This window comes from Pseudoclavibacter sp. RFBA6, from assembly GCF_002931575.1.
Taxonomy (GTDB): Bacteria; Actinomycetota; Actinomycetes; order Actinomycetales; family Microbacteriaceae; genus Pseudoclavibacter; species Pseudoclavibacter terrae.
In genome coordinates this window covers 100,215-124,357 of record NZ_PSUA01000003.1, presented here as the reverse complement: position 1 = coordinate 124,357, position 24,143 = coordinate 100,215, and the positions used below count along the sequence as shown (strand labels likewise).

Genomic DNA, 24,143 nt, shown 5'->3' with positions numbered 1-24,143 from the left:
CACGACGAAAGGCCACCATCATGCTCGCGAACCTCACGGGCTGGCACGGCATCGCCGTGCTCGCCATCATCGTGCTCATCTTCGGCGCCTCGAAGCTGCCTGCCCTCGCGAAGAGCGTCGGGCAGTCGATGCGCATCCTCAAGACGGAGGTCCGGGAACTCGACGCGGAGCTGACGCCAGAGGCCGGCAGCGCCACCCTCACACCCCGATCGCCGAGAGCCGCTCCACCGCGGCCTTGAGGTACGCGGACGTTGCACTGCCCTCCACCGCGGCGACCTCCTGCGGGGTGCCCTGCGCGACGATCTCGCCACCCTCATCCCCTGCGCCAGGGCCCATGTCCACGACCCAGTCGGCCCCCGCGACGACTCGCATGTCGTGCTCGACGAGGATGACGGTGTTGCCCAGGTCGACGAGGTCGTGCAGGTGCCCGAGCAGGCGATCGGAGTCGGCGGGGTGGAGCCCGGACGTCGGCTCGTCGAGCAGGTAGAGGGTGTCCCCCTGCTGCGCGCGACGCAGCTCCGCGGCGAGCTTCACCCGCTGCGCCTCCCCTCCCGACAGCTCGGGCGCAGGCTGGCCGAGCGACACGTAGCCGAGGCCCACATCCGCGAGCGCGTCCAGGTGCTGGAGCACGTCGGCGCGACCGGCGAACTTCTCCCGCGCGGCGGTGACGCTCATGTCCAGCACGTCGGCGATCGAGGACCCCTCGAACTCGACCTCCAGCGTCTCGGCGTTGTAGCGCCTGCCGCCGCACGTCGAACATGGCGCCTGCACCGTGGGCAGGAAGAGCAGCTCGACCTCCATCGTGCCCTCGCCCTTGCACGTCGGGCACCTGCCGCTCGGCAGATTGAACGAGAAGCGGCTGGCGCTGTAGCGGCGTCGCCTCGCCTCGTCCGTCGACGCGAACAGCGAGCGGATGCGGTCGAACAGTCCCGTGTACGTCGCGACGTTCGAGCGGGAGGTGCGACCGATGGGGGCCTGGCTGACCTGCACGATCCGCTTGAGGCGGTCGGCTGGCCCGACGGCCCGGCCCTGTGTCGCCGCCGCTTCGACGGCGAGCATCGGGTCGCCCCGCTCCGGCTCGTCGGCGGCGGTCGTCTCCCCGACCTCGCTCGAGAGACTCGCGCGCAGCAGGTCGGGGAGCGCCTGGTTGACGAGCGTGGTCTTGCCCGAACCCGAGACGCCCGTGACCGCGGTCAGGCAGCCGAGCGGGAACTCCACCGAGAGGCCCCGGATGTTGTTGCGCACGACCCCGTCGAGGGCGACCCGCTGCTCACGCGGCCGCGGCGCGCGGGTCGTCGGCCGCGGGGAGTCGGGGCTGTCGAACAGGTAGCGACGGGTCACCGATCCCTCGGCGCCCTTCAGCCCGTCGAGGTCACCGGAGTAGACGATGCGGCCACCCGAGGCACCAGCCCCGGGGCCGATGTCGACGATCCAGTCGGCCTCGCGGATGACGTCGAGCGAATGCTCGACGTAGAAGACGGTGTTGCCGCGGTCCCTGAGACCGCGCAGGATCCCCAGGAGCGCCTCGGTGTCCGCGGGATGCAGGCCGGCCGAGGGCTCATCGAGCACGAACACGACGCCGAACAGGCCGGCGAGGAGCTGGTTCGCGAGGCGCAGCCGCTGGAGCTCGCCGCCGGACAGCGTGCCGGTCTGCCGGTCGAGTGAGAGGTAGCCCAGCCCCAGATCCGACAGGGGCGCGAGGCGCGCGCCGAGCTCACCGGCGAGACGGCGGGCCGCGAGCACCTGCTCGGGGGCCAGCGCTGCTCCCCGCGAGCGCTCCCACTGGGGCCCGAGCACCGTGTTCATGAGCGTCGCGAGCTCGCGCAGCGGCATCGCCGCGATCTGGGTGATGTCGTGCCCCTCGAACGTCACCGCGAGCGCATCCGGCTTCAGCCTCGTCCCGCGACAGTCGGGGCAGACCACGCTCTCCATGAACGCGGCTGCCTTCTCACGCATCCGCTCGCTCTTCGAGTTCGCGAACGTATCGAGCACGTACCGCTTCACGCCGACGAACGTGCTCATGTACGAGGGCTCGTCGCCCGCCGCGACAGCCGCACGAACCTGCGCCGGCGTCCTGCCCGCGTACACCGGCACCTGCGGCTTCTCGGTCGTGTGCAGCAGCCAGGAGCGCTGTTCGGCGGGGACCTCACGCCACGGGATGTCGATGTCGTAGCCGAGCGAGACCAGGCTGTCGCGCAGCTGCTTGCCGTGCCAGGCCGTCGGCCAGGCGGCGATCGCCCCATCCCGGATGCTCAGGGAGGCATCCGGGACCATGAGCGACTCCGGCACCTCGTACACGCGGCCGAGACCATGGCAGTTCGGGCAGGCACCCTGCACGGTATTCGCCGAGAAGTCCTCCGCGAGCAGCATGGGCGCGCCAGCCGGGTACTCGCCCACCCTCGAGAACAGCATCCGCACGACGTTGGCGATCGTGGAGGTGCTCCCCACCGTCGAGCGCGCACTGCCACCGCCGCGCTGCTGCGGGAGCGCCACCGCAGGGGGCAGCCCCTCGACCGAGTCGACGTCGGGCGGCGAGACCTGGTTCATGAGGCGGCGCGCGTATGGCGCAACCGACTCGAAGTAGCGGCGCTGCGCCTCGGCGTACAGCGTGCCGAACGCAAGCGAGCTCTTCCCCGAACCGGAGACGCCCGTGAACGCGACCAGGGCGTTCCTCGGGATGTCCACGTCCACACCGCGGAGATTGTGCTCGCGGGCACCCCGCACGACCACTCGATCCGGTGCCCCAGCTGACGTCTGTCCCTCGGCGAAAACCATCGACCCAGCATGACGGCCGTGCGTGCGTCGAAACTGGGCGCCTTCAGGTAACGCAAGGTTACGCAGAGCTACGACGTGGGCGGACAGAGTAGAAATGTCTCGTTGTCCGAACATATGACAGCTCCAACCTGGACAAAGGAGTTCCCATGACCGACCAGACCGCCACCAGCCCCCGCACCATCGGAGTCGGCCTCATCAGCGTCGGCTGGATGGGCCGCCTCCACTCGCGCGCCTACCGCGCCGTGCCAGACCACTTCCCCGAGCTGGGCATCAAGACGCGGCTCGTGGTCGCCGCCGACCCCGTGCCGGAGGCGCGCGCGCAAGCAGAGGAGCGCCTCGGCTTCGAGCGCACCGTCGCCGACTACCACGAGGTGCTCGCCGACCCCGAGGTCAACGTCGTCTCGATCTGCTCGCCCAACTTCCTCCACGCCGAGATGGCCATCGCGGCAGCCGAGGCCGGCAAGCCCTTCTGGATCGAGAAGCCCATGGGGCGCTACGCGTCCGACTCGCGGCGCATCGCATCCGCTGTGGATGCAGCCGGCATCGTGACCGCCGTCGGGTTCAACTACCGCAACGCCCCCGCGATCGCGCACATGAGGCAGCTCATCGAAGAGGGCGCGATCGGCCGGGTCACGAACGTGCGCGGCGCACTGCTCGCCGACTACTCATCCGACGCCCTCGCCCCGCTCACGTGGCGCTTCGAACGCGAACGCGCCGGATCCGGCGTGCTCGGCGACCTGCTCTCGCACGGCCTCGACCTCGCCCAGCACGTCGTCGGCCGCATCGGCAGCGTCTCGGCGACGGCGGAGACGTTCATCACCGAGCGCCCCGCGCCGGGCACGGGCATCGTCGACCGATCGGCGCCGGGCACCGGCGAGCTGAAGCTCGTCGAGAACGAGGACTACGCGGCCCTCCTCATGCGCTTCGACAACGGCGCCATCGGCATCATGGACTCGAGCCGCATCATGCGCGGGCCGCGCGCCGAATACGCCCTCGAGGTGTACGGCACGAGCGGCTCGCTGCGGTGGGACTTCCAGCGCCTCAACGAGCTCGAGGTCTGCCTCGACTCGTCGACCCCGTACGGCTACACGACCGTCTACATGTCCCCCGGCCACGGCGAGTTCCACCGCTTCCAGCCGGGCGGAGGAACCGGCATGGGCTTCGACGACCTCAAGACCATCGAGGCCGCCCGCTTCCTGGAGAGCGTCGTCACCGGCAAGCAGGTCGCGCCGTCGGTCGCCGACGGGCTCGTCGCCGCGCAGATCGTCGAGGCCGCAGAGGCCTCCATCGAAGACGGCCGCTGGCACGACGTCCCCGCCCGCGCGTAACTGCGGCGGCACTCATCCGACGAGTCTCGGGATGGGTTGCGCGCTTCGGGATGGATTGAAACCCATCTGCATGCGTGCAACCCACCCCGAAATCCCGCGGCACTCCCGCGCCGCCGCTAGAAGGTCGTCGCGTCGATCACGAAGCGGTAGCGGACGTCCGACTTCAGGACGCGCTCGTAGGCCTCGTTGATCTGGGCGGCCTCGATGAGCTCGACCTCGGGTGCGATGTCGTGCTCGGCGCAGAAGTCGAGCATCTCCTGCGTCTCGCGGATGCTGCCGATCGTCGACCCCGCGAACGAGCGGCGGTTGTTGAACAGCGTGAACGCGGTCACGGGGATGGGCTGGGCCGGCGCGCCGACGTAGACCATGGTGCCGTCGAGCGTCAGCAGGTTCAGGTACTGGTCGATGTCGAGGTTCGCGCTGACCGTGTTGATGATGAGGTCGAACGTGTTGCGCAGCTCGGTGAACGTGGCCTCGTCGCTCGTCGCGTAGTAGTGCTTCGCACCGAAGCGCAGCCCGTCTTCCTGCTTGCTGAGGGTCTGCGAGAGCACGGTCACCTCCGCGCCCATGGCGACGGCGATCTTCACAGCCATGTGGCCGAGGCCGCCCATGCCGACGACGGCGACCTTCTTGCCTGGGCCCGCCTGCCAGTGCGCGAGGGGCGAGTAGGTGGTGACGCCGGCGCAGAGCAGCGGGGCGGCCTTCTCGTAGGGGATGCTCTCGGGCACGCTGAGCACGAAGTCGGCGTCGACGACCACGTTGGTGGCGTAGCCGCCCTGCGTGATGCTGCCGTCGCGGTCCTTGCCGCCGTAGGTCATGACGTTTCCGTTGGTGCAGTACTGCTCGGATCCTGCCTTGCAGTTGTCGCACTCGCGGCACGAGTTGACCATGCAGCCGACGCCGACGCGGTCGCCGACCTTGTGCTTGGTGACGCCGCTTCCGACCTCGGCGACGGTTCCCACGATCTCGTGGCCGGGGGCGAGCGGATATGGCACCTCGCCCCATTCGCCGCGCACCGTGTGGATGTCGGAGTGGCAGATGCCGGAGTAGGCGATGTCGATGAGCACGTCGTTCTCGCCGACGGCGCGGCGCTCGATGGTGGTGGGCTCGAGCGGCTCGGTTGCTGAGGGGGCGGCGTATGCCTTCGCGGTCGTCATTCGTGCTCCTTCGGGTTGTGCTTGGAGGTCGTTCGCTCGCCTGCTCCGGTTCTCAGAGCGCGGCGGGACCGAGGAGACTCTATGCCTCGCCTCCGACAGTCATTCCCCGCGGGCGTTCAGGTCGCCCCGCTTGAGGGCGACGTTGGGATGCAGAGGCGTGGGAGGGGCGGCGGCCCCGACGTCCGCCTGCCCCGCATCCACGACTTCATCGACCGACACGATGCGCAGCATGCCCGTCTCGAGGCCGACGGCGACCTCGTCCGGGATCATGTAGAGCGCGCGCGTCTCCGGGCCTGCGCTTGCGGTGCCGCGGAACTGCCGCTTCGACATGACCATCGCCTCCGGCGTCGCGGTGCGGCGGCGACGGCGGGTCCTGAACTGGCGGGCGAGGAAGCGGCCGAGGGTGACGCCGCCGGCGATTCCGATGCCGATGGAACCTGCCTGCACGAGTCGCAGCACGCCGTCGTCGGAGGTGTCGCTCGAGGTGATGTCGAGCATGCCCTGGTAGATGGCGAGGCCCGGCAGGAGCGGCACGGTGCCGCAGACCGTCGTGATGGTGGCGGGGATGTGCAGCTTGCGGGAGAGGCCTTCTCCCAGGATGCCGATGATCAGCGCCGGCACGGCGGTCGCGACGAGCGGCTCGGTGCCTGCGGTGACGAGCACGTCGTAGCCGAGGTAGGCGATGCCGCCGAAGATCATGACGACGAAGGCGGTGCGCATGGTCGCGTAGGAGGCGAGCGCCCAGGCGGCGGCCGCGATGGCGGCGCCGATGACCTGCACGGCCGACGGCCACGGCTGCACGGATCGTTCGACGAGGCGCAGGTCGATGCCGAGTCCGCGGGCCACGTCGAGCACGATGGCGATGCCGACGATGAGGCCGAGCGTGAGCAGCACCACTTCGAGGAGCCTGCCCATGGCGGTGATGGGGAATCCGTTGATGGCATCGTCGGCGGCGCCGACGAACGACATCCCGGCGAGCAGCACGACCAGGCCGGATGCGACGACCAGCGCGGGCGGGAGGGCGGCGAACTCGACGGGGAGCACGGGGAGCGCCGCGAGGAGGCCGACGGCGACGCCGGTGGCGATCGCGGCGCCGGCGATCTGGAGGAAGAAGGCGGGCAGGCCCCAGCGTCCGAGGGCCTGCAGAACGAGGTCCACGACCACGGTCGTGGCGGCGGAGAGGAGGCAGACGAGGGGTCCGCCGCCGAGGAGGAAGCCGACGCCTCCCGCCATGAGGGCGAGCCAGAGCGTCACCATGGAGCGGCGGAAGCGCTGCGGGGCGACGAGGATCTCGTCGAGGCGCTGGTGGAACGACTCGAGCTGGTTGAGTGCTTCCTCGAGCTTGGCCGGGTCGTCGATCGTCTCGGCGACGTCGATGTCGTTCGGGTCGGCGGCGATTTCGCGCGACAGCTCCATGACGCGCGTGAGGCGGTCGTAGTCGGGGAGGCGGCTGTTGACGACGCGCAGCAGGCTGATGCCGGCCCCGTCGTTGACGCCGTCGTGGACCACGAGAATCGACGTGAACGTGAGGTCGATCTGGCAGTCGACGCCGAAGGCCTTCGTGGTTCGGCGGATGGCGTCGGTCACGTCGGTCGCCGACGCGCCGAGGGCGAGCATCGTCTCGCCGACGCGCACGGCCAGTTCGAGGACTTCGCGGATGCTGCGCTCGGCCAGGAGGGCACGCTGCGCGCGGCGCCCCACAGTCGTCGACGGGGTCTTGCCGCCGACCTTTCTGGCCAGGTTGTCGAAGAAGTTCTTACCGCGCACGGCGGGAGTCTAGTTGCGGGATAGGGTCCGCGTCAGCGCCCTGTGACGATGTGCACGAGGCCTCTCAGCGCCTCACCCAGGTGCTCGACTTCCTCGGCGGTGTTGTGGACGTGGAAGGAGAGTCGCAAGTTACCGGCGCGGTTCGCGGCCATGACGTCGAGCCGCTCGAGCGTGTCTCTGATCTCGCCCACCGCCCCCTCGACGGGGGCGAGGGCGAGGATCGCGGAGCGTGCATCCGGGAGCCCAGCCGCAGACGCGAACGCGGCGCTCACTTCGAGCGCGTGCGCCTCCAGTTCGGGGGCCCCGATACCGAGCAGGAAGTCGAGCGAGGCCTCCGTGCCCACCCACGCTTGCCAGGCAGGCGAGACGTCGAAGCGGCGTGCGTCTGCGGCGAGCCGGAGCGGCAGCCCGTAGATGCTCGACCAGGGGTCTTCTCCCGCGTACCAGTTCGCGGCGAGGGGGCGGATGCGCTCGTGCAGTTCCGGGTCGAGCGTCAGAAACGCGGTGCCGCGCGGGCACAGCAGCCACTTGTAGGCGGCGCACACGGTCGCATCGAACCGGCTCGCGTCGACGTCCTTCCACCCGGCGGACTGCGTGAGGTCGATGAGGGTGCGTGCGCCGTGCCGCTTGGCGGCGGCTTCGATGGCGTCGAGGTCGGCGGCGACGCCGTTGCGGGACTGCACGGCCGACACGACAACCCACGCCGTCTCCGGTCCGATTTCCTCCGCGATGCGGTGCATGGGCACCTCGCGCAGGCGCAGCCCCCGGTCGGCGTGGGCCGCGAACGGGAAGCTGATGCTCGTGAAGTCGTTCTCAGCGAAGAGCACCTCGGCGCCATCGGGTACGGATGCGGCGATGAGCCCGACGAGGGGTGAGACCTGGTTGCCGATCGCCACCCACGGGGCGGGCGCGTGCACGAGCTCCGCGTAGAGCTGCCGCGACCGGCTGACGGTGCCGTCGTAGTCGTTCGCCTGCCTGCGCCCCGCAGCCCAGCCGACCAGTTCACGCGTCAAGGCGTCCGTCGTCGCCTGCGGCGGCAGACCCATCGACGCGGTGTTCAGGTAGAGGGGTTCCGCCGAGAAGGCGGCCGAGTGGATCCAGGACATGCCGCCAGGCTAGCGACCTGAGCGTTGCAGCGGCAGTTGACAGTGCTTCCTTCGTCCGCGCACGACCAATACATTGATGCCCTGACCATCCCCTTGCGGAATGAACGGGAAACTGCGCTCGCGAGAGCGGCCGGCGCAACGCTCGCGTGCCTTGCGCTGCTCACCGGATGCGCCGCCAACGCGGCCGTGAAGCTGCCACTTCCGACCCCCTCGAGGGCCTCCCTCTAACGGCGACGTACGAGCTGGAGCCCGTCGCTCCACGCTTGGCGACTGAGACGGAGCGGGAGGACGCGCAAAGCCTGTGGGCGGAGGGCTATGAGACGGAGCGCGAGCAACTGGGGATCCCGCACAGGGCGGTTTTCCTCGACGAAGGCGGCACGATGTTCCGTATCATCCGGATCAGCTCCCCCGACCTCCAGTGCGGGACTGCCCCGCTCACCTTGGAAGTCGTCGGTGACGCGGCGATGCGCATCACCATTGGCACAGCGCCGGGCGGTGGCGGCAATTGCTTGGCCATTGGCCACACGGTCGTCGACGAGCTGGAGCTCCCCCGCGAAGTCACGGGCCGACCGATTTCTGTGGAGCTGGTCGAGAGCGTTCCTTCGCCCGGGCTCTACCTGATGGCGGAGTGAGCTTCCCAGAGCGTGACCGAACTCTCCACGTGAGATCGTGGACGCATGAAACTCGCCGAAGCGCTCCTGGAGCGCGCCGACCTGCAGAAGCGCATCGAGTCACTGCAGGCTCGCATCATCGCGAACGCCTCCTACCAGGAGGGTGAGCAGCCGACCGAAGACGCCGCCGAGCTCCTCGACGAGTGCGCGACGCGCCTGCTGCAGCTCGAGCGACTCGTCACGTCGATCAACAGCACGAACGCCACCGCGTCAACGGAGGACGGGCGCACGATAACGGCCCTTCTCGCTGCCCGCGAGACGCTGCGCAGCCAGCACAGCATCCTGGTTCGGGCGGCGGATGCGGCGGCAGGGTCGTGGGGGCAGCGGCAGATGCGCAGCGAGCTGCGGCAGATGTCGGCCCTGCCCGTGCGCGACGTGCGAGCCAAGGCGGACGGGGTCGCCCAGGCGCTGCGGGAGCTGGACGTCGTCATCCAACGCACGAACTGGGAGGTCGAGCTGCTGGAGGCCTGAGGCCAGAGGAGCAGCGAGCAGACGAAGACGCGGTGAGTCGGTAGGCGATCGGCGCGAGCACACCGAGGGCTGGCGGTTTCCAGTCCACCTGTCGACGCGGTGGGCAGCGTCACGGCTTCGGCCGTCACACCTCAGCCCAGCACCCCTCACCGGGAACCGCGCACACAGGACACCTCATCACCATGTGCTGGCCGGGCGTCGAGGGCGGGATCGGGGACCTCACCGCGACGGGCCGGAGCGACGGCGCTTCAGACCTGCTGGCCCGACTGCACGGAGACAGCGAACCACTGCCCGTATCCGTCTTGGGCGAAGGTGAGCGTGGAGCCTCGCTCGACGACCGTCGTGTCGTGCGTCCCGCACATGGACACGTCCTGCGTGTCGTAGGGCACCCCTGGACGCACCTTGCCGTCGATGACCGGCAGCAGGGCGATCGGGCCGTCGGTGTTGAGCCCGGGCAGGTGGCGGTCGCCGATGCGGAACCGGTTGCGGTCGATGCCGGAGTTCGCGGCGAGCGCGTCCACGTCGCTGTACGGGCAGCCGAGCACGAACGCGGATGCGTCGTCGGGGAGCAGCTCGTCGATCTCCATCGTGGCCGAGAGCTCGTTCACCGAGAGGTGGTCGAGCAGCCGCACGGGCTCGGGCGTCGCGCACGCCGAGAGCGAGGTCGCGGCGAGCACGCTGAGGGCGGCGAAGGCGACGGATCGACGGGGGTGCACGTCTTCGACCCTAGGTGTTGGACCGGGTCGAACGCGTCATCCGAAGTGGTGAACTTGGTCATCCCGGAGATGGATGCGGCGCGGACGGGCAGCGTGCGTGCGCGTTCATGCCCCGGGGGACTGCGCTGGGTCGCTCGCGATCGCGCGTGAGATGGGTTCGGGGAAGAGGGCGCGTGCTTCGAGCAGCTCGGCCCGGTGCGCCCCGCAGGTTGCGCATTCGCTGTAGATCACCGTGCCGAGCGAGGTCGAGTGGCGCGATGCCGTCGTCCAGCCGTGCTCGACGCAGCCCGTGGCGGATGCGCGGGAGTCCTGGTGAAGGCGGGAGTCCTGGTGGCCGCGGCGGGCCGCGTTCGGGAGCCGGATGGGGCGTGTTGCGGAGTCGCCTGCGGGGGTCAGCTTCTTCATGCCCTCGAGCCTGGTGTAATAGCCTTATGCATCTCAACCCTTACGGCGAATACGCGGTCGAGCTCGCCGCATCCCTCGCCAACGACTGGCCAGCAGACCGCCCCGCCCTGCTCGCCCGAACGCGCGAACATGGCATGACGATGCCGTTCCCGCCGGAGGCCGACGACCACACGCGCACACGCGCTGTGATCGATGACTGGCTTAGGGTCGTGGATGCGCCCACCGACGAGCAGCGCGCTGACGTGCTGAACACCCTCATGGCGTCAGCCACGGCCTATCCGCGCCTCACGAACCACGACAACGAGGGGTGGCACCTCCACTACCGGGACTGGGACATGTCGCTGCCGGACATCCTGCTCGCAGTGATCACGGTGGGCACGGCCCTGCACCTCACCACGCGGGGGATGCACCGCCTGAGCAGGTGCGCGGCCGGGCTCGACGCCAGCGACGAGTGCAGGAACGTGGTCGTCGACACGACCCGCAACGGGCGCCAGCGGTACTGCTCGGTGCGATGCGCGAACCGGGCAGCCGTTCGCCGGCACCGGGCCCGCGAGCGTGCGTGATGGGTTTCGGTGAACGGTGATGGCGAAAAACCCATCAGCGTCACCAAAACCCATCACATGCTTCGCCGAAACCCATCAAGGACGCAGAAACGCCGCAAACTCACCTGGATGGGGCAACCGGTGCGACCGGCTGGCGGGATGCGCGCGCCCGGTTACGCCTTGGTCGCCTCGAGTCCCCGCTCGAGGTCGGTGAGGATGTCGTCGATCCCCTCGATGCCGATCGACAGGCGGATGAGCCCTGGCGTCACCCCGGCCTCGTCGCGCTGCTCCTGCGAAGAGCGCTTGAAGATCGTCGACTGCATGTGGAGCGCCAGCGTCCGCACGTCGCCGATGTGCGTCATGTGGCTGACCAGCTCGAGGGCCTCCACGAACTTCCGCGCCGCTTCCGGCCCGCCGGGCAGGTCGAAGGAGACCACCGAGCCTGCCCCATCCGGGAGGTACTTCTGCGCCAGCTCGTAGTAGGCGTTCGATGGCAGGCCCGAGTAGTCGACCGAGTCGACCTCGGGACGTGCCTCGAGCCACTCCGCAACGCGTTGCGCGTTCTCGACGTGCCGTTCCATCCGCAGCGACAGCGTCTCGATGCCGTGCAGCAGCAGGAACGTGCTCGTCGGCGGCACCGTGGGGCCGTAGTCGAGCACCGTCACCGACTTCACGTAGCTGATGAACGTGTCGGCGCCGTAGCGCTCGATGAACGACGGCGCCCCCTCGAAGGAGCCCTTCGTGAAGTGCGGGAACCGTTCCGAGTTCGCCGCCCAGTCGAACTTGCCGGCGTCGATGATGACGCCGCCGATGACCGAGCCGTGGCCCGACAACCACTTCGACGTCGAGTGGATCACGATGTCCGCGCCCCACTCGATGGGCCGACACAGGTAGGGCGTCGCGACCGTGTTGTCGACGATGAGCGGAACGCCAGCCTTCGCCGCGACGCGGCCGAGGAGCTCGAGGTCGACGACGTCGTTCTTCGGGTTGGGGATCGACTCCGTGTAGACGGCGCGCGTCTCCGGACGCACCCGGGCGAGCCAGTCCTCCTCGGTCGCCTCGGCCGTGAGGAACTCGAAGTTCAGACCCTGCCGAGTGAGGCTGCCATCGAAGAGCTGACGCGTGCCGCCATACAGGCTGGCCGTGGAGAGGATGTGGTCACCGGATGCGGCAAGCGAGAAGAGCGTCATCGCGATGGCCGCCTGCCCGCTCGAGACGACGAGCCCGTTGCGCCCACCCTCGAGGTTCGCGATGCGCTTCCCCGCGACGACGTTCGTCGGGTTGTCGCCGCGCGAGTACGCCCGTCCGACGCTCTCACCGGAGAAGCGCGCCTCAGCCTCGTCGTAGGACGGGAAGACGTACCCCGCGCTCTGGTAGATCGGGGTCACGCGCGCGCCGACGTCACTGTCGACGACCGCGCCGGCGTGGATCTGCCTGGTCGCAAAGGTCTGTTCGTTTCGCTCTTCAATGGCCACACGGTCAACGTACGGAAGTCGGGTCCGCTTGTGGAGCCGCGGCGAAACCTTTGGAAATACGCGGAGGGCCCCACGCGTTCACGTGGCTACGCTTCCCCCATGCCCTCGCCCATCAGCAAGACCGAGTCCACATCACGCTTCGACGCGATCACCCGCGACGAGCTCGACCGCCCCGACAGCCGAAAGTGGAGCCTCAACGAGGGCACGATCGGCGCGTGGGTCGCGGAGATGGATTTCGGGACGGCCTCGAACGTGCGCGAGGCGATCCTCGGCGCCGTCGCCAAGGACGAGCTCGGCTACCTCGCCCCACCAACGTGGGCGCGGACCACGGCGGCGGCATCCGCCTTCTTCGAACGGCGCTACGGGTGGGCGGTCGACCCCGAGCGCATCCACCACATCGCCGACGTCATGGGCGCCTTCGACGTGTTCGTGCGCCACTTCACGGCGCCGGGCTCCCCCATCATCGTGCCGACGCCCGCCTACATGCCGTTCCTCGTGACCGAGGCACTGCAGGGGCGTGAAACCATCGAAGTGCCCGGAGTCATCGAGGACACCCGGTGGACACTCGACTTCGACGGCATCGAGCGCGCCTTCGCGAACGGGCCCGCGAACGTCGTCCTCGTCAACCCGCACAACCCGACCGGCGCGATCTACACACGCGAGGAGCTGCTCCGTCTTGCCGACATCGTCGAACGCGGCGGCGGCCGCGTCTTCGCCGACGAGATCTGGGCACCCCTCACCCTCGACGGGCCGCCGCACATCCCCTACGCATCCATCTCCGCCGAAGCCGCGCGTCACTCCGTCACGTCCACGGCGGCGTCGAAGGCCTGGAACGTCGCCGGCCTCAAATCCGCCCAGATCATCTTCACGAACGACGACGACCTCGAGCACTACCGAACGTTCGGATTCGGCGTCGTCTGGGGGTCCTCGATCCTCGGCGCCTTCGCGGCCGAAGCCGCGTACAGCAGCAGCGACGAGTGGCTCGACGACGTCAACGGGGCGCTCATCGAGAACCGGGAGCTCCTCTTCGCGCTCATCGCCGAGCACCTCCCCGGCGTCCGAGCGGTCGTGCCGGAGTCGACCTACGTGGCATGGCTCGACGTGTCAGCGCTCGCGATCGACGGCCCGCCGGCCAAGTTCTTCCTCGACAACGCCGGCGTCACCCTCACGGCCGGCGCCTCCTGTGGGGCCGGCTTCGAGCAGTACGTGCGCATCGTCTTCGCGACGCCCAAGCCGGTGCTGGAGGAGATCATCCGACGAATGGCGGACGCGCTCGCCGCCCGCTAGAAGCGGGCACAAGCGACACCTCTACCGCTAGCCCTGCTCCGCGATGCGCTCGTGGTGGCGGATCACCTCGGCGATGATGAAGTTGATGAAGGTCTCCGCGAACTCGGGGTCCAGGTGCGACTCCTCCGCGAGCTGACGCAATCGGAGGATCTGACGGCGCTCCCGGTCGGGGTCGGCGGGAGGGAGGCCGTATTCAGCCTTCAGCTCACCCACCAGCGTGGTGAACTTGAAGCGCTCCGCGAGCATGTGCACCAGCGCGGCGTCGATGTTGTCGATGCTTCCCCGGATCGAGGTCAGGCGACGCAGCGCCGCGTCATCCGCCGCGTGCTCTGCGTGGGTGGGGGCGTCGGTCGAAGAAGGCATGGGACGAGCCTAGCGGGGGTCGCCAGACGACGAGAAGTCGCCGACCCCCAAGATTGTCAACAATCGACATTCGAACTACCCTGGGCACATGCCAAGCCCCCACGAGCCAGACGACGCCACCCCCCAGGGCGACCACCCGTCGGAGCACGACCACGCGGGCGGGGAGGCCTTCAGCCCCGCGCATCCGTGTGTCGACCGCGCACACGAGGGTGACGACGGGCACGGCCACAGCCACGGCCTCGGCGACCACACCACGGCGACGGGCAAGCACCGCAAGAAGCTCGTCATCGTGCTCGCAATCACTGCAAGCGTGTTCCTTGTGCAGGTGATCGGCGCCTTCGCCTCGAACTCGCTCTCCCTCCTCGCCGACGCCGGACACATGCTGACCGATGCGGCCGGCGTCACCGTCGCGCTGCTCGCGAGCTACGTCGCCACGCTGCCCGCATCCTCGCGCCGGACCTTCGGTTTCCAGCGCGCCGAGGTGCTCGCCGCGCTCACCAATGGCCTCATCCTCGGCGTCATCGCCGTGACGATCTTCATCGAGGCCATCCGACGCTTCGGGCAGGAGGTCGAGATCGAGTCAGGCATCATGCTGGCCGCCGCCGTCATCGGCGCCCTCGCGAACCTCGTGTCGCTGCTGGTGCTTCGCTCTGGACAGAAGGAGAGCCTCAACGTGCGCGGCGCGTACCTCGAGGTGCTCGGCGACCTGCTGGGTTCAGTCGCCGTCATCATCGCCGCCATCGTCATCTGGGTGACGGGGTGGATGGTCGCCGATCAGATCGCCTCCATCCTCATCGCCGTCCTCATCTTCCCCAGGGCGATCAGCCTCCTCCGCGAAGTCGTCGACGTGCTCATGGAGGCAACACCCAAGAACGTCGACCTCGACGCCACCCGCGAGCACCTCCGGTCCGTGCCGGGGGTCGTGGATGTGCACGACGTCCACGCGTGGACCATCACCTCCGGAGTCCCCATGTTCTCGGCCCACGTCGTCGTAGCACCGGAGGCCCTCGACGAGCGGGGACTCGACGCCGTGCTCTGCGAACTCGACGCCTGCTTGAAAGGACACTTCGAGACGAGCCACAGCACGTTCCAGGTGGAACCGGCCGCCCACGTCGGACACGAGGCACACTCGGGGCAGCTGCACTCATGACGTCCACCGGACTGCAGAGCCAGCCGACCTCGGCGATCATCGCCGAGCATCTCCGCGAACGCGTCGTCGATGGCACCTACGCGCCGGGCGCCCAGATGAACGAGGCGCGCCTCGCCGGCGACTTCCAGGTATCCAGAGGCCCGGTCCGCGAAGCCCTGCAGCGGCTCGTGCAGGAGGGCCTCCTCGAGAGCAGACGTAACCGCGGGGTGTTCGTCCGCGAGCTGACCGACGATGACGCGGCGGAGATCTTCGCGGCCCGCGAGGTGCTCGAATGCGCCGCGGCAGCCGTGATCGCTGCCAAGCCCGCGGGCGAACGCGCACGCATCGCAACCGCGCTCTCCTCCATCGCAGCCGAGCTCAACGCCGCCATCCGAGCGAACCAGGAGGCGCGCACCTTGCGCCTCGACCACGAGTTCCACAGCCGCTTCGTGGACAGCGCGGGCAACTCCCGACTCTCCCGCGCGTACGCGACGATCGCCACCGAATCGCTGATCTGCTCATCGCACGGTGTCGGCGCGCATCCGCCACTCGGCGACTTCAGCACACACCACGAAGCCCTCGTCCAACTCACGGAGCGGGGTGACATCGAGGGTATCCACGCGGCAGTGCACCGACACCTGACCCGCGCCTGAAGCTCCTGAAGTGCCCGCACGAGAGCACGACGGCGCACGGTTTCCGGGACACGTCGGCATTCTCGTGCGTAGTCATGGACCGGGCCAAATCCTGCCCGAATCCTTGTAGGGTCGATCGTGCTACTCATACGTAGCATTTTCGAACCGGGGGGAACATGAAACGAAAAGTTGCAGCCGCCGCGCTGGCCGGGCTCATGGGCATCGCCATCATGAGCGCCGCGCCCGCACAGGCAGAACAGGCAGGGGAGACACCGAGCGAATCGGAGTCGCAGGAGGCCATCGAGGAGGTCACGCCGGAGGTCTTCGACAACCTCCACGAGGACATCGTCGCCAGCGACTCCGAAGCGACCGCGGAGATCGACCCTGGAGGCGACCAGACAGAGCGAATGACCGTGTCCTTGGAAGCCAGCTCGAGCTCCATCGAGGTGGACCCGGCCGACGGCGTCGCCGTCACGATGTCCCTCGTGCAGGCGACGGGGGCAGAGACGCCAGCCGACATCACGAACGACGGGACGCTCTTCGCGGATCACGCGAGTGGCATCAGCTCCACCGCGGTGGTCAAGGAAGACGGTTCGGTGCAGGTGGTCTCCACCATCGCGGAAGGGACGATGACCGAGGAGATCCCCTACGAGTTCGACGCAGCCGGACTCTCGTACATCCAGGAAGCCGACGACGGCGCCCTGTTCTTGCGAGCCGCCGACGGCTCCCTGCTCGGCGGAGTGGCACCGGCCTGGGCCAAGGACGCGAACGGCGTCGAGGTTCCAACGCACTACGAAGTCACAGGCACCCAGGTTGTCCAGGTCGTGGAGCATCTGGCCGGCGACTTCCAGTACCCGGTTGTCGCCGACCCGTTCTGGGGCACCAACCTGTTCGACTACGTCAGGTGGATCAACGGCGTGCATGTCCTGAAGCCATCCGGCTGGAATCGCGCGATCCGCATGGGGGCGGTGAACACGCCCCAGGCCCCCAACATCGGCTTGTCCATCATCATGGCCGACGGATGGAATGAGTTCGCGAACAGGTCGCCCGGTCGATACAACATCAACCACTCGACCCGGCAGCAGTATTACTGCCACGCGGTCTACGGCATCGATGTGCTGACGAACCCGACCTGGGACCTGGAGCCGTATCGCCCATCGCTCCCTAGGGAGAACTGGCACGAGGTCTTCCGGCACCAGTGCAACTGGTCGAAGTCAAGCGGCGACAAGTGAGAAAGGTGTAAGCATGAAGCGCTGGTCTTTCGCAGCCGTGCTCATTGCAACCGCCGTCTTGCTGACCGGCTGCCGGACCGCACATGACGTCGAACTCAGGTACGTGTGGGACACGGAAGCCGCGGAAGAGCTGACGAACCAGAGAGATGTTACAGAGACCGTCTGCGGTGCGCAGTTCGATTGCGTAGAAGCATGGCAAGCCGATCAGGGGCTCTTCTTGAAGTTCGCTTCGAAGCAGGATGCAGACGCGGCGCTCCTTGAGGGTGACGTACTGATTCGCGAGATCTTCATCATTCGCTGGAAACAAGATGTTCCCTCAGAGGACAAGGAGTACGTCGAGTACATGCTTCGGAACTCAGGGACCTCCGAGTAAGGGCACCGCGAGAAGCCCTGGGTCGATCACCGATCCAGGGCTCCTCGCGGACCACGGCACCTAGCATCGACAAGCAGCGGGAGGTCGCCAATGAATTGCTGGTCTCACACTTCGGTTCCTTCTCTCTCGACCCTCGCCTTGACCGCATGTGCCACGGTGCATGACGTGGAACTCAGATACGCGGGGGACACGGATGCCGCAGCAGAGCTGACGAACCAGAGAGATGTCACGGAGTCCCCCTGCGGTGCGATGTTCAACCGCGTGAAAGCGTGGCACGCCGATCAGGGGCTTATTCTAAACTTTCCATCGGGAGTTTCAGTTGCCGTGGGGAAGCAGCCGAACGACGAACTCGTCCGAGAGATCTTCCTCCCGCGCTGGCCGGAAGGGGCATCCGCCGCAGACAAGGAATCTGTGACCTTCCTACTCGAAAACGCGCTCCAGTCAGGGAAAGAACCTCGAGAGGCCGTCAGCATGCACGATAGTCTCGAAACAGTTCACCCCAGGGGTCGGCGTATCGGGTCACTCACAACGGGATTACAGCAAAAAATGCTCCTCATGGAATGCAAGACACTGAAGAGAATCTCATGTGCGGTTTTGGCCGCTGCGCTTTGTGTGCCCTTGGCTGGGTGTGACTACCTCAGGCATGACGTAACTCTCGCGGGGGTCTGGGATACAGAAGCCGCGACGATCCTGACGTCACAGGAGGACGTGACAGCGCAGGCCTGTGAAGGTGCAGACGCGTGCGTAGAGGCGTTCAGCTCAGACCAGGCGGATGCGTTCAAGTTCTCTTCGAAAGAGGACGCGGACGCAGCCCGAATTGAGGGTGACGTGCAGATTCGCGACATCTTCATCATTCGCTGGAAGCAGGATATTCCCTCAGAGGATAAGGAGTACGTCGAGTACATGCTTCGAAACTCCGGGACCTCCGAATAGGCGTCCGCGCCTGCACGTCGCAGAATGAGCGCCACGCATGCGGAACGCGCGTCACCCGAAAGGGCGACGCGCGTTTCGCGTTCGAACGTGCGAGCGCCTAGGCGGGCAGGCCGTCGAGGACGGCTGCCGTGCCGGACAGTCCGAGGCGCGACGCACCTGCCTCGACCATGGCAAGCGCATCAGCCGTCGAGCGGATGCCGCCAGACGCCTTCACGCCGAGCCGCTCGCCGACCGTATTCCTCATGAGCGCGACGGCGTGGGTGGATGCTCCCCCGGCCGCCGAGAAACCAGTCGACGTCTTCACGTAGTCGGCACCGGCCGCCTCGGAGGCTTCGCAGGCCGCGACGATCTCGTCGTCGGTGAGGGCCGCGGACTCGATGATGACCTTGAGCAGCGCATGCGGCGCCGCCACGCGCACTGCAGCCACGTCGGCCTGCACGAGGTCGGCACGGCCCGCCTTGAGCATGCCGATGTCGATCACCATGTCGAGCTCGTCGGCCCCGTCCGCGACAGCTCTCGCCGCCTCTGCAGCCTTGATCGCCGAGTGGTGCTTCCCGGAAGGGAAACCGATGACGGTCGCGATCTTCACGTCTCCGGCTTCACCCTGCACGGGCAGCATGTTGGGGGAGACGCAGATCGAGAACGCCTTGAGCGCCTTGGCCTCAGCGAGGAGAGCGACAACCTGGTCCGGCGTCGCGTCCGTCTTCAGCAGCGTGTGGTCCACGATGCTGGCCAGTTCGGCCCTCGTGACCTGGTCGGCAGAGCCGGCCTGTCCGTTGAACTCGGTCATCAGCTGACGACGTTGATCTGCACGTCGACGTTGCCGCGAGTAGCGTGCGAGTACGGGCAGATGTCCTCGTGCGCGACGCGAGCGACCTCAGCGGTCTCCTCGGCGGAGAGGTTCGGCGCGTACACGTCGTGGACGACCGAGAGCTCGAAGCCCGTGGGCTCGCGCTTGCCGATCCCCACGGAGGTCGAGACCGCCGCATCCTTCGTGTCCTTCTCGAGCTGCTTTCCTGCCGCATGGAACGCGCCGAGGAAGCAGGCCGAGTAGCCGGCGGCGAAGAGCTGCTCTGGGTTGGTGCCCTCGCCGCTGCCACCCATCTCCTTGGGGGGACGCGTGTCGAGGTCGATGCGGTCGTCTTCAGATCGCACGTGGCCGTCGCGGCCACCACCGGAAGCGTGGGCAATTGCGGTGTACACAGGAGTCGTCATGAGTCCATGGAACCACGACTCGTGATGGAAACGCTCAGTGCCCGCACTCGACGCGCGCCAGAACGCTCTGGCGAACGCTTGGCCACTCCGACTCGATGATCGGGAAGCGAACCGTGTCTCGCCAGCTCCCATCTGCACGGGGGCTGATGCCGACGCAGGACGAGGTCCATCGGAGTTCCGCCCACCCCGCACTGTCAGCAGGCTGGGGCACGACGTGTCGACCTCGGAGCAGCTTCTGGGGATCACGTTGCAGAGGTCAAGAGAACACGAATCCGCCGCCGTGATTCGCCGAATCATCCTCAGCGACACGGATCCACCGCTCAATACCTGAGGCCTCAGCTACGGCGAGGGCGATCCGGGTGGAACTCCCCTGGTCACATGGGAATTTCGCGTGCCCGACCAACCAGGCGGCGCGCGGACGATATCCATGGACTAAATGCGCCTATTCGGACCCCCAGAGAGTGCATTCGCGGCCACTTGTCGTGTTAGTTTCCTTCCAGTGATGAGCGAGACAAGCTCAATCCGAGCCGCTTCACGAAAGCGAAGCTGGATTCGGAAGTACCGACATCACCTCCCCCGATCTCGAGTCTCGGCTCGAGAACCACAACGGAACAGAGAGCAACCAAATACTCCCCGCGCCGGCGCGTAACGCCGGGTTTGAGGAATTGCGGGCCCCAATCGACACCGGGGCGGGCGTCATCGGGGGACGACGCCCAACTGCATCACTCGCCACGGCGACCGCGGCAGGGGACGATGGGCACCAACTTCGGGGGAGGTTGGTGCCCATCACTACTTTCACGAGGCAATCGCGCGCATGCGTCTCTGCCTCGTGAGAGTCCAAGGCATCCGACGTCGAACCTCAGGTTCTCCAGGAAGACGGCCTACGGCTCGTTCCCGCTGTCTGGAGCACGGCGAGGTCGCTGCCCCGGGCCCAGCAGCTTCGCTCTCGGCCGCGGTCAGGACGCGCGGTACCGCCCCGGGCGGTGGTTGAGCATGATGATGCTGCTCAGAACACCGGCGCCCAGCGCAGAGACCAGCACGAGGACGGGCGCGAGGACCGTGAACGACGCGAGCACGACGCACAGGTCGAGGGCGAGCAGCACGTACCCGGCCCGGAATCCGAATCGGTCTTGCACGACGAGCGCGACCACCGTGAAGCCCCCAAGGCTCGAGTTGTGTCGGAAGAGGATCAGCAGCCCGACCCCGCAGAGCACGTTGCCGAGGATCGCCGCGTACACGGGGTGCAGCTCCAGCGGCCCGACCGCGGAGGCGTGCAGTGAGGTGAGCAGCGAAACGAGCATGATGGAGACGAGACTCCGCGCGACGAATCGCCAGCCTTTTCCTCTCGCGGCGAGCGCGAAGAACGGCAGGTTGACGACGACGAAGATGACGCCGAAGGGGATGGGCAGCACGTAGCCGAGGAGCAGCGAGAGGCCTGCAGTACCTCCCGTGACGAGCCCACCAGCTTTGAGCAGGAACAGCCCGAAGGAGATGACGAGGGCACCGACCGCGAGGCCGGCGATGTCGTCGATGGCTCGGTGCCGCGGGGGCTCGACGAGTTCAGGCACACGGACAGCTGCTTCGGTCATGCGCGAAGCTTCACCCCCCGAAGGTAGTCTGCGCAAGACAAGATGCCGAGGTTGAGCATTCTGCCCAGGAGACCGTTCATGAGGGAGAAATATGACCACCCAGCGCGGCTTCGACGCCTTGGATGCGCGGATCATCCGCGCGCTCGACCACCAGCCGGGAGCCTCCGTGCTGGCCCTCGCCCGCGAGCTGGGTGTCGCACGCAACACGGTGCACGCCAGGCTCGCTCGCCTCGAGCGGGAGGGGATGCTCGCCCCTGAGAGCCGCCGCCTCGACGCGACCTCGCTGGGATACCCCCTCACCGCGTTCGTCGCCCTCTCCCTCAGCCAGAACGCCGCCGACGAGGCCTACACGCGGCTCGGCGAGATGGCTCAGGTGGTGGAAGTGCACTCCACGACCGGTGACGCCGATCTGCTCGTGCGCGTCGTGGCGAAGGACACCAGCGACCTGCACCGGGTGACGCGGGCCATGCTCGAGCTGCCCGGCGTCACCCGGACCAGCACCACGGTTTCGCTCTCCGAGGTGGTGCCCTACCGGTTGACGCGCATCCTCGACGACATCGCCGAGGGCGCACCCGCGTCCGCGCCTGCCTGACTCACCCACTCACGCAGAAGAGTGCGGCAGATGCAGGCTCCCATCCTCGGGAGCATGCATCTGCCGCACTCTTGTCGCTGGACAGGGGCTGCTTAGTCCTGCTTCGTGGAGAAGGCCGAGTCGAACGCCGCCTCGGACGGGCGGTACGTGGAGAGCTTGCGCACGAACCCCAACGCTTCCGGCGCGCCGACAAGGCGGTCCATGCCCGCGTCCTCCCACTCCACCGACAACGGACCCTCGTAGCCGATCGCGTTCAGCATGCGGAAGCAGTCCTCCCACGGCACATCCCCGTGCCCGGTCGAGATGAAGTCCCAGCCCCGGCGCGGATCCGCCCACGGCAGGTGCGACGACAAGCGACCATTCCGACCGTTCGACAGGCGCTTCTTCGTGTCCTTGCAATGCACGTGATAGATGCGGTCCTGGAAGTCCCACAAGAACCCCACCGGGTCGATGTCCTGCCACACCATGTGCGACGGATCCCAATTCAACCCGAACGACTCCCGATGCCCGATCGCCTCCAACGCGCGCTTCGTGGTCCAGTAGTCGTACGCGATCTCCGACGGATGCACCTCATGCGCGAACCGCACCCCGACCTCCTCGAACACGTCCAGGATCGGGTTCCACCGGTCCGCGAAATCCTGATATCCCGCATCCACCATCGCCTCCGTGGCGGGCGGGAACATCGCCACATACTTCCAGATCGACGACCCAGTGAAGCCGGTCACCGTCTTCACGCCGAGCGCTGCCGCCAACCGGGCCGTGTTCTTCAGCTCCTCCGCCGCCCGCTGACGCACCCCCTCCGGCTCCCCGTCACCCCACACCCGGTCAGACACGATGTCCCGATGCCGCTGATCGATCGGGTCATCGCACACCACCTGCCCCTTCAAATGGTTCGAGATCGTCCACACCTTCAGACCATTGCGCTCCAGGATGTCGAGACGCCCCTGGACGTACTCGGCGTCATCCCACCGCCACGGATCCAGGTGATCACCCCAGCAGGCGACCTCCAAACCGTCATACCCCCACTCCCCCGCAAGACGAGCAACCTCCTCGAACGGCAGATCGGCCCACTGACCGGTGAACAACGTGACAGGACGAGACATGCGCTAGCTCCTCTGGAGTTCTGGTTCGACGGGTGTCGGTGCTGAGGTGGCAGACACGGGGATCGCGACCCACGAGCTGCCGCTCGCCGAGCTCTCCTCGACGGCCGCGAGCACTCGCTGCACGGCGAGGCCGTCCGCGAATGAAGGCGTTGGGGCCCGGTTGGCAGCGATGTCCTCGACGAGCTCGACAGCCTGGTGCGTGAAGGCGTGCTCGTAGCCAAGGCCGTGGCCGGCGGGCCACCAGGCCTTGATGAAGGGATGGTGGTCTGGTTCGGTGACGATGATGCGCGTGTAGCCGGCGGTTGTCTGGTCGCCGGTCGCGTCGAAGTACTCGAGGACGTTCATGTCCTCGAAGTCGAAGGCGAGCGAGCCCTTGGTGCCGTTGATCTCGAGGCGGATGGCGTTCTTCCGTCCGTACGCGAAGCGCGTCGCCTCGAACACGGCGATCGCTCCGCCCTGCAGGCGTCCGAAGAAGACCGCGGCGTCGTCGACGGTGACCGGCCCCCGCTCGCTGCCGCCGGTTCCGGAGAGTCCCGCGAACTCGTCGGCGATGGGCCGCTCGTTCACGAACGTCTCCACGAGCCCGGAGACGCCGCTGAGCTGCTGCCCCGTGATGAAGTGGGTGAGGTCGACGATGTGCGCGCCGATATCGCCCAGGGCTCCGGAACCGGCCTTCTCCTTGTCGAGGCGCCACGACAGCGGCGCGTTCTCGTCGGCGAGCCAGTCCTGCAGGTACTGCGCCCGCACCTGCCGGATGTCACCGATGCGGCCGTCCGCGACGAGCTGCTGTGCGAGGCGGATCGCCGGCACTCGGCGGTACGTGAAGCCGACCATGGCACGCACGCCGCGTGCCTCCGCGGCGATGGCTGCGGCGTTCATCCGCTCAGCCTCCTCGACCGTGTTGGCGAGCGGCTTCTCGCACAGCACGTGCTTGCCTGCTTCGAGGGCTGCGATCGCGATCTCGGCGTGCGTGTCGCCGGGCGAGCAGATGTCGATGATCTGCACATCGTCGCGTGTCAGCAGCTCACGCCAGTCGGTGGTGCTCGACGCCCAGCCGAGCTTGTCGGCTGCCTTGGCCGCTTTCTCGGCGTTGCGGCCCGCGACGACACGCATGCGGGGTGCGAGCGGCAGGTCGAAGAACCGGGGAGCGTTGCGCCACGCCTGCGAGTGTGCGGCGCCCATGAAGGCGTAGCCGACCATCCCGATGCCCAGTTCCGGCTGTGCGTCTTGACTCATTGTTCACTCTTTCGTTCAGGAGGCCGACGCGGGGTGGAGTCAGAGA

General features: G+C 67.7%; 25 protein-coding genes. 12 read left to right on the top strand and 13 right to left on the bottom strand.

The genetic code is table 11. From position 1 onward, the window contains the following. The first annotated feature begins 20 nt into the window (after window positions 1–20). Window positions 21–239 carry a twin-arginine translocase TatA/TatE family subunit gene (locus C5C17_RS01165; RefSeq protein WP_104251546.1) on the top strand — a complete coding sequence of 73 codons (219 nt, stop codon included), beginning with the start codon at window positions 21–23 and terminating at the stop codon, window positions 237–239. On the opposite strand, the gene C5C17_RS01160 is transcribed toward C5C17_RS01165, so the two are convergent. After that, window positions 199–2,775 (bottom strand): excinuclease ABC subunit UvrA, encoded by a 2,577-nt coding sequence (locus C5C17_RS01160; protein ID WP_104251545.1) that lies wholly within the window; start codon window positions 2,773–2,775, stop codon window positions 199–201. The two genes, C5C17_RS01165 and C5C17_RS01160, sit on opposite strands and share 41 nt — an antisense overlap. Before the next feature lie 146 nt (window positions 2,776–2,921). Here C5C17_RS01160 and C5C17_RS01155 point away from each other — a divergent pair, with 146 nt between their 5' ends. Then, window positions 2,922–4,103 (top strand): Gfo/Idh/MocA family protein, encoded by a 1,182-nt coding sequence (locus C5C17_RS01155; RefSeq protein WP_104251544.1) that lies wholly within the window; start codon window positions 2,922–2,924, stop codon window positions 4,101–4,103. A 116-nt stretch (window positions 4,104–4,219) separates the two neighbouring features. Here the strand turns inward: C5C17_RS01155 and C5C17_RS01150 are convergent, their stop codons facing one another. From C5C17_RS01150 to C5C17_RS01140, 3 genes are all read right to left on the bottom strand, one after another. Continuing rightward, window positions 4,220–5,260: an NAD(P)-dependent alcohol dehydrogenase gene (locus C5C17_RS01150; protein WP_104251543.1), complete on the bottom strand. Its 1,041-nt coding sequence runs from the start codon at window positions 5,258–5,260 to the stop codon at window positions 4,220–4,222. 99 nt (window positions 5,261–5,359) lie between these two features. After that, the gene (locus C5C17_RS01145) at window positions 5,360–7,027 is read right to left on the bottom strand and encodes a threonine/serine exporter ThrE family protein (RefSeq protein WP_104251542.1); all 1,668 of its coding nucleotides are present in this window, start codon (window positions 7,025–7,027) and stop codon (window positions 5,360–5,362) included. A gap of 32 nt (window positions 7,028–7,059) precedes the next feature. Next, window positions 7,060–8,133: an aminotransferase class V-fold PLP-dependent enzyme gene (locus C5C17_RS01140; RefSeq protein WP_104251541.1), complete on the bottom strand. Its 1,074-nt coding sequence runs from the start codon at window positions 8,131–8,133 to the stop codon at window positions 7,060–7,062. A 263-nt stretch (window positions 8,134–8,396) separates the two neighbouring features. Here C5C17_RS01140 and C5C17_RS01135 point away from each other — a divergent pair, with 263 nt between their 5' ends. Then, window positions 8,397–8,765 (top strand): hypothetical protein, encoded by a 369-nt coding sequence (locus C5C17_RS01135; RefSeq protein WP_146079041.1) that lies wholly within the window; start codon window positions 8,397–8,399, stop codon window positions 8,763–8,765. Window positions 8,766–8,810: 45 nt separating this feature from the next. Beyond that, window positions 8,811–9,275, top strand: coding sequence for a DIP1984 family protein (locus C5C17_RS01130; protein WP_104251539.1), 465 nt, complete (start codon window positions 8,811–8,813; stop codon window positions 9,273–9,275). Window positions 9,276–9,523: 248 nt separating this feature from the next. Here C5C17_RS01130 and C5C17_RS01125 read toward each other — a convergent pair whose 3' ends face one another. Both C5C17_RS01125 and C5C17_RS01120 read right to left on the bottom strand, forming a co-directional pair. Beyond that, window positions 9,524–9,991 carry a hypothetical protein gene (locus tag C5C17_RS01125; RefSeq protein WP_104251538.1) on the bottom strand — a complete coding sequence of 156 codons (468 nt, stop codon included), beginning with the start codon at window positions 9,989–9,991 and terminating at the stop codon, window positions 9,524–9,526. A gap of 105 nt (window positions 9,992–10,096) precedes the next feature. After that, the gene (locus tag C5C17_RS01120) at window positions 10,097–10,396 is read right to left on the bottom strand and encodes a hypothetical protein (RefSeq protein ID WP_104251537.1); all 300 of its coding nucleotides are present in this window, start codon (window positions 10,394–10,396) and stop codon (window positions 10,097–10,099) included. Between the two features lie 26 nt (window positions 10,397–10,422). Here C5C17_RS01120 and C5C17_RS01115 point away from each other — a divergent pair, with 26 nt between their 5' ends. Further along, window positions 10,423–10,959, top strand: a complete 537-nt coding sequence (locus tag C5C17_RS01115) for a CGNR zinc finger domain-containing protein (RefSeq protein ID WP_104251536.1) — start codon at window positions 10,423–10,425, stop codon at window positions 10,957–10,959. Window positions 10,960–11,111: 152 nt separating this feature from the next. Here C5C17_RS01115 and C5C17_RS01110 read toward each other — a convergent pair whose 3' ends face one another. Continuing rightward, a complete protein-coding gene (locus C5C17_RS01110) occupies window positions 11,112–12,413 on the bottom strand; it encodes an O-acetylhomoserine aminocarboxypropyltransferase/cysteine synthase family protein (protein WP_258065776.1) in 1,302 nt (433 codons plus the stop codon). A 99-nt stretch (window positions 12,414–12,512) separates the two neighbouring features. Between C5C17_RS01110 and C5C17_RS01105 the strand changes: the two genes are divergently transcribed. Beyond that, complete coding sequence (locus C5C17_RS01105) at window positions 12,513–13,700, top strand: MalY/PatB family protein (protein WP_104251535.1); 1,188 nt, start codon at window positions 12,513–12,515, stop codon at window positions 13,698–13,700. Between the two features lie 27 nt (window positions 13,701–13,727). Here the strand turns inward: C5C17_RS01105 and C5C17_RS01100 are convergent, their stop codons facing one another. Then, window positions 13,728–14,063, bottom strand: a complete 336-nt coding sequence (locus C5C17_RS01100) for a chorismate mutase (RefSeq protein WP_104251534.1) — start codon at window positions 14,061–14,063, stop codon at window positions 13,728–13,730. Window positions 14,064–14,151: 88 nt separating this feature from the next. Between C5C17_RS01100 and C5C17_RS01095 the strand changes: the two genes are divergently transcribed. The 5 genes from C5C17_RS01095 (at window position 14,152) to C5C17_RS18305 (ending at window position 18,362) form a co-directional block, all read left to right on the top strand. Continuing rightward, window positions 14,152–15,213 carry a cation diffusion facilitator family transporter gene (locus C5C17_RS01095; protein ID WP_104251533.1) on the top strand — a complete coding sequence of 354 codons (1,062 nt, stop codon included), beginning with the start codon at window positions 14,152–14,154 and terminating at the stop codon, window positions 15,211–15,213. Beyond that, the gene (locus C5C17_RS01090; RefSeq protein WP_104251532.1) at window positions 15,210–15,845 is read left to right on the top strand and encodes a GntR family transcriptional regulator; all 636 of its coding nucleotides are present in this window, start codon (window positions 15,210–15,212) and stop codon (window positions 15,843–15,845) included. Before C5C17_RS01095 ends, C5C17_RS01090 begins: the two co-directional genes overlap by 4 nt. Before the next feature lie 155 nt (window positions 15,846–16,000). Next, window positions 16,001–17,056, top strand: coding sequence for a DUF2599 domain-containing protein (locus C5C17_RS01085; RefSeq protein ID WP_146079040.1), 1,056 nt, complete (start codon window positions 16,001–16,003; stop codon window positions 17,054–17,056). Window positions 17,057–17,069: 13 nt separating this feature from the next. Further along, the gene (locus C5C17_RS01080) at window positions 17,070–17,429 is read left to right on the top strand and encodes a hypothetical protein (protein ID WP_104251530.1); all 360 of its coding nucleotides are present in this window, start codon (window positions 17,070–17,072) and stop codon (window positions 17,427–17,429) included. Window positions 17,430–17,594: 165 nt separating this feature from the next. Continuing rightward, complete coding sequence (locus C5C17_RS18305; RefSeq protein WP_146079039.1) at window positions 17,595–18,362, top strand: hypothetical protein; 768 nt, start codon at window positions 17,595–17,597, stop codon at window positions 18,360–18,362. Between the two features lie 97 nt (window positions 18,363–18,459). Here the strand turns inward: C5C17_RS18305 and deoC are convergent, their stop codons facing one another. The 3 genes from deoC to C5C17_RS01060 all read right to left on the bottom strand — a co-directional run bounded on the left by deoC (window position 18,460) and on the right by C5C17_RS01060 (window position 21,166). Next, a complete protein-coding gene (gene deoC / locus C5C17_RS01070) occupies window positions 18,460–19,152 on the bottom strand; it encodes a deoxyribose-phosphate aldolase (protein ID WP_104251528.1) in 693 nt (230 codons plus the stop codon). Then, the gene (locus C5C17_RS01065; RefSeq protein WP_104251527.1) at window positions 19,152–19,577 is read right to left on the bottom strand and encodes an organic hydroperoxide resistance protein; all 426 of its coding nucleotides are present in this window, start codon (window positions 19,575–19,577) and stop codon (window positions 19,152–19,154) included. The genes deoC and C5C17_RS01065 overlap by 1 nt, the downstream gene beginning before the upstream one ends. Window positions 19,578–20,533: 956 nt before the next feature. After that, on the bottom strand, window positions 20,534–21,166 hold the full coding sequence (locus tag C5C17_RS01060; RefSeq protein WP_104251526.1) for a YitT family protein: 633 nt from the start codon (window positions 21,164–21,166) through the stop codon (window positions 20,534–20,536). 91 nt (window positions 21,167–21,257) lie between these two features. Here C5C17_RS01060 and C5C17_RS01055 point away from each other — a divergent pair, with 91 nt between their 5' ends. Continuing rightward, entirely contained in the window at window positions 21,258–21,758 is a 501-nt protein-coding gene (locus C5C17_RS01055; RefSeq protein WP_104251525.1) for an Lrp/AsnC family transcriptional regulator, read from the top strand. A gap of 92 nt (window positions 21,759–21,850) precedes the next feature. Here the strand turns inward: C5C17_RS01055 and C5C17_RS01050 are convergent, their stop codons facing one another. After that, window positions 21,851–22,861, bottom strand: a complete 1,011-nt coding sequence (locus C5C17_RS01050) for a sugar phosphate isomerase/epimerase (RefSeq protein WP_104251524.1) — start codon at window positions 22,859–22,861, stop codon at window positions 21,851–21,853. Between the two features lie 3 nt (window positions 22,862–22,864). Next, window positions 22,865–24,097: a Gfo/Idh/MocA family protein gene (locus tag C5C17_RS01045; protein WP_104251523.1), complete on the bottom strand. Its 1,233-nt coding sequence runs from the start codon at window positions 24,095–24,097 to the stop codon at window positions 22,865–22,867. Window positions 24,098–24,143 lie beyond the last annotated feature (46 nt).

Coding starts and splice junctions, on each gene's coding strand:
- C5C17_RS01060 (WP_104251526.1), bottom strand. CDS start 21,166: ATGACCGAAGCAGCTGTCCGTGTGCCTGAACTCGTCGAGCCCCCGCGG.
- deoC (WP_104251528.1), bottom strand. CDS start 19,152: ATGACCGAGTTCAACGGACAGGCCGGCTCTGCCGACCAGGTCACGAGG.
- C5C17_RS01080 (WP_104251530.1), top strand. CDS start 17,070: ATGAAGCGCTGGTCTTTCGCAGCCGTGCTCATTGCAACCGCCGTCTTG.
- C5C17_RS01065 (WP_104251527.1), bottom strand. CDS start 19,577: ATGACGACTCCTGTGTACACCGCAATTGCCCACGCTTCCGGTGGTGGC.
- C5C17_RS01150 (WP_104251543.1), bottom strand. CDS start 5,260: ATGACGACCGCGAAGGCATACGCCGCCCCCTCAGCAACCGAGCCGCTC.
- C5C17_RS01095 (WP_104251533.1), top strand. CDS start 14,152: ATGCCAAGCCCCCACGAGCCAGACGACGCCACCCCCCAGGGCGACCAC.
- C5C17_RS01050 (WP_104251524.1), bottom strand. CDS start 22,861: ATGTCTCGTCCTGTCACGTTGTTCACCGGTCAGTGGGCCGATCTGCCG.
- C5C17_RS01160 (WP_104251545.1), bottom strand. CDS start 2,775: ATGGTTTTCGCCGAGGGACAGACGTCAGCTGGGGCACCGGATCGAGTG.
- C5C17_RS01100 (WP_104251534.1), bottom strand. CDS start 14,063: ATGCCTTCTTCGACCGACGCCCCCACCCACGCAGAGCACGCGGCGGAT.
- C5C17_RS01090 (WP_104251532.1), top strand. CDS start 15,210: ATGACGTCCACCGGACTGCAGAGCCAGCCGACCTCGGCGATCATCGCC.
- C5C17_RS01130 (WP_104251539.1), top strand. CDS start 8,811: ATGAAACTCGCCGAAGCGCTCCTGGAGCGCGCCGACCTGCAGAAGCGC.
- C5C17_RS01140 (WP_104251541.1), bottom strand. CDS start 8,133: ATGTCCTGGATCCACTCGGCCGCCTTCTCGGCGGAACCCCTCTACCTG.
- C5C17_RS01155 (WP_104251544.1), top strand. CDS start 2,922: ATGACCGACCAGACCGCCACCAGCCCCCGCACCATCGGAGTCGGCCTC.
- C5C17_RS01055 (WP_104251525.1), top strand. CDS start 21,258: ATGACCACCCAGCGCGGCTTCGACGCCTTGGATGCGCGGATCATCCGC.
- C5C17_RS01085 (WP_146079040.1), top strand. CDS start 16,001: ATGAAACGAAAAGTTGCAGCCGCCGCGCTGGCCGGGCTCATGGGCATC.
- C5C17_RS01165 (WP_104251546.1), top strand. CDS start 21: ATGCTCGCGAACCTCACGGGCTGGCACGGCATCGCCGTGCTCGCCATC.
- C5C17_RS01105 (WP_104251535.1), top strand. CDS start 12,513: ATGCCCTCGCCCATCAGCAAGACCGAGTCCACATCACGCTTCGACGCG.
- C5C17_RS01120 (WP_104251537.1), bottom strand. CDS start 10,396: ATGAAGAAGCTGACCCCCGCAGGCGACTCCGCAACACGCCCCATCCGG.
- C5C17_RS01045 (WP_104251523.1), bottom strand. CDS start 24,097: ATGAGTCAAGACGCACAGCCGGAACTGGGCATCGGGATGGTCGGCTAC.
- C5C17_RS01115 (WP_104251536.1), top strand. CDS start 10,423: ATGCATCTCAACCCTTACGGCGAATACGCGGTCGAGCTCGCCGCATCC.